Source organism: Spirosoma sp., assembly GCF_048594605.1.
In the GTDB taxonomy this organism is placed as follows: Bacteria; Bacteroidota; Bacteroidia; order Cytophagales; family Spirosomataceae; genus Spirosoma.
The window spans coordinates 1-4,000 of sequence record NZ_JBMDWV010000243.1; the positions used below are offsets into that span (position 1 = coordinate 1).

Annotated in this window: 1 protein-coding gene and 1 pseudogene; both read left to right on the top strand. The window is 52.8% G+C overall.

Translation table 11 applies throughout. From position 1 onward, the window contains the following. A pseudogene (locus tag ACOJS8_RS15205) lies at positions 1-353 on the top strand (cytochrome C); the annotation flags it as partial. Positions 354-483: 130 nt separating this feature from the next. After that, positions 484-3,840, top strand: coding sequence for a glycosyl hydrolase (locus ACOJS8_RS15210; RefSeq protein ID WP_420149395.1), 3,357 nt, complete (start codon positions 484-486; stop codon positions 3,838-3,840). Positions 3,841-4,000 lie beyond the last annotated feature (160 nt).

A 4,000-nucleotide genomic window follows, 5' to 3' on the forward strand; every position in this document is an offset into this window, starting at 1 on the left:
TTCCCAGTAAGTCGGGCGCTTACATGGGCATCAAACAGGCTGATTTGAACGGACTCACCGAACTTCGCGTGATGGCAACGGCGCCCAAACCCCAGCTCAACGCCAAAGGAGGTAAGGTTGAATTGCGCCTGGATAGCCCGACCGGAAAATTAATTGGCGAATCGGCTCTGCTGGAGGCTACGGATAAAATGGATTTCCGACCCAATCAATTAACCATTCCAATTAAACTGCCTACGCCGTTCGACAACAAGCCGCACGATGTGTATCTGGTGTTCGTCAATCCTAAGGAACCATCGGGCAGTCTCATGGTCGTCATGGGGGTCGAAGCCGTTCTGAATTCTGTTGGGCAGTGAGGTAACTCTATGAAAGAGAATCCATTCCCTCGAATTAGACTTGCTATAGGATATATGATGTAGCTGACGCGAAAGCAATCCATCACGTATCATACATCCTATATCTTCTCAACCCCAACCCTTACCTTTTATGAAAAAAATAACACTGCTGGCCTGGATGCTCCCAGCCCTGGCGTTTGCGCAGTCGCCAGCGCTTCAGAAGGGCTTTCAGGCGGTGCCCGATGCGGCCAAACCTCGTGTATGGTGGCACTGGATGAACGGTAACATCACCAAAGAAGGAATTACCAAAGACCTCGAATGGATGAAGCGTGTCGGTATTGGCGGGTTTCAAAATTTCGACGCCAGCCTGTTTACGCCCAACGTAACGCCTAAAAAGCTGGTGTTCATGACGCCTGAGTGGAAAGACGCGTTTAAACACACTACCGACTTAGCTCAAAAACTTGGTCTCGAAATGGCCATTGCCGGATCGCCCGGCTGGAGCGTAACGGGTGGGCCGTGGGTGAAGCCACAGGATGCCATGAAGAAATACGTTTGGACCGAAACGCGGGTAACCGGCGGACAGCCCTTTTCGGATAAACTGCCTCAGCCTTCAGCCACAACGGGCAAGTTTCAGAACGTAGCACTGGCCCCGGATATGTTGAGCAACCCAACCGCCGAGAAGTCGCAAAACTATTATGCCGATGCCGCTGTGGTTGCCTATCGCCTGCCAGCCGCTGAAAAACCAATTTCCTCGCTAAACCCAAAAATTACGTCGAGTGGCGGTACGTTCAGCCTGGCCGAATTGACAGACGGTGATCTGGCCAATGCCAAAATGCTGCCGCCGATGGAAGTAGGGCAGGACATGTGGATACAATACGAATTCGACAGTCCGCAGACCATCAAGGCGTTTACCATCGTAGGAGCGGCAGCAGCAGGCGAACTGGCTGAGTTCAGAGGCATGCCGGACAACCGGATGCTGAAAGTAAGCGACGATGGGACGAACTTCCGGGACGTAGTGATTATTCGGGGCAGCACCGTTCCTCAGAGTACGATGGCTATTCTGCCCACTACGGCGAAATACTTCCGGTTTACGTTCAAAACCGAGAAGCCCGAAGGCAATCCGTTTGCGGCTATGATGGGCGGTCGGGCCGAACCCGGCAAACCGCAGGGCGTACCCGTTGCCGAGTTGGTGCTGCACAATACCGACCGTGTCGATCTGTTCGAGCAGAAAGCCGGTTTCAGTGCCTGGAAAGAAAGTACGCATTCGCTGGTGAAAGCCGGTGCCGATGCCATTCCCACGCAGGACGTAGTGGATCTGACCGCCAAAATGAGCCCGGACGGTACGTTGAACTGGACAGCTCCGTCCGGGAATTGGGTAGTCATGCGGCTGGGCTACTCCATGACGGGTCGTAAAAATCACCCGGCCTCCCCTGAAGCGACAGGGCTGGAGGTGGATAAGCTCGACAACGTAGCGGTTAAAAACTATATCAATACGTATCTGGACATGTACAAGGATGCCACAGGCGGTCAGATGGGCGCTCAGGGGCTGCAATACATGGTGCTGGATAGCTACGAAGCGGGCCATATGACCTGGACCAAAACCATGCTGGAGGAGTTCCAGAAACGGCGCGGCTACGACATAAAGCCCTGGCTGCCCGTACTGGCAGGACGGGTTGTGAAAAGCGCTGAAGACAGCGAAAAGTTTCTGTGGGATTTTCGGAGAACCATCGGTGAGCTGATCGTCGATAGTCATTACGAAGTCATCGGCGATCAGCTTCATGCCCGGGGCATGAAGCGGTACACGGAATCGCACGAAAATGGCCGGATTTACCTGGCTGATGGTATGGACGTGAAGCGAAAGGCCGATATTCCAATGTCGGCTATGTGGACGCCGGGTAGCCTGGCGGGCGGTGCCGAGGAAGAAGTACGTAGCGAAGCCGATATTCGGGAAGCCGCTTCGGTAGCGCACATTTACGGACAGAACCTTGTAGCGGCCGAGTCGATGACATCTATCCAGAATGCGTTTAGCTGGCATCCGGAAAAACTCAAGCGTACGGCCGATCTGGAAATGGCGTCGGGGCTGAACCGGTTTGTGATTCATACGTCTGTCCACCAGCCACTCGATGACAGGAAACCCGGCTTTTCGCTTGGGCCATTCGGCCAGTACTTTACCCGCCAGGAAACCTGGGCTGAACAGGCTAAATCCTGGATGGACTATCTGGGCCGGAGCTGCTTTCTGTTGCAACAGGGCAAACCCGTTGTAGATGTTCTGTATTACTACGGTCAGAACAACAACATTACGCAGGCATTTGCCGATAAACTGCCCGCCATACCAGATGGCTACGCTTTTGACTTTGCCAACGCTACCGTTCTGACGAATGCGCTACGTATCGACGGCGGGAAGATTGTAACCTCAAGTGGGCAAACGTACCGTTTGTTAGTTCTGGATTCTACCGCGCGGACGATGACGTTGCCCGTCCTGAAAAAACTGGGTGAACTGGTCAAATCGGGCATGTACGTAGCAGGTGCCAAACCCGAACGTACGCCCAGCCTAAGCGATAATGCAGCCGAGTTCACTACGTTGGTTAATCAGATCTGGAACAATCCGAACGTATCGACAAAACCAATCGCGAACGTCCTGAAGGAAATGAATATTCCGAAAGATGTCGACATTTCCGGTGCTAAAGCGAAAGTATTGTACGTTCACCGCCAAACCGATAACCGCGACGGCGGTGATGCGGCATCCCGACCGACCGACCTCTACTGGCTCGACAACCGGAGCGAGAATCCTAATGAAGCTACCATCAGCTTTCGGGTAACGGGCAAAGTGCCGGAGTTGTGGCACCCGCAGACCGGCAAAACCGAAAAAGTGTCGTATCAGATCAAGGACGGACAAACCGTAGTGCCGCTTACCTTCGATCCGTGGGATGCTTACTTTATTGTCTTCCGCGACAAGGCGACGGTTGCTTCCTACACCAAACCTGCTGTTACGGAATCGACTGCGGCCAGTGTGGCAAGTGCATGGACGGTACGTTTTCAGGAAGGACGGGGCGCTCCTCAACAAGCGACGTTCAATACGCTGGCGTCACTAACCGACAATGCTGACCCCGGCATCAAGTATTTCTCGGGCACAGCTACGTACGACAATACGTTCGAATTATCCTCTGTACCTAAAAATGCATCCTACGTTCTTGATCTGGGCGAGGTGAAGAATATGGCTGAAGTGATTGTCAACGGCAAAACCGTAGGAACAGTCTGGAAGAAACCGTTCCGTATCGACATTACCGAGGCTGTAAAATCCGGCCGTAATGCGGTACAGGTGAAAGTCACAAATCTGTGGGTCAATCGCCTGATCGGCGACGCCCAGCCCGGCGTGACCAGCAAAATTACCTACACCACGATGCCATTCTACCGGGCTGATTCGCCCCTGCTTCCGTCGGGGCTGATGGGACCAGTGCGCGTACTATCCGCTACGTCTGCTTCGACTACTGCGGAGGTAAAACGATGAACCTGTTTAAACTTTTAGAAAAGGTTGCTGATGAAATTGTTTTTTGTCATTTCGACCGTAGGGAGAAAACTAAAAGTTCTACCAACGCCTGCTTGAGATTACTCCCTACGTTCGAAATGACAAAAAACGACTCTAGTTTAATCTAATAAGACAAGTTTAA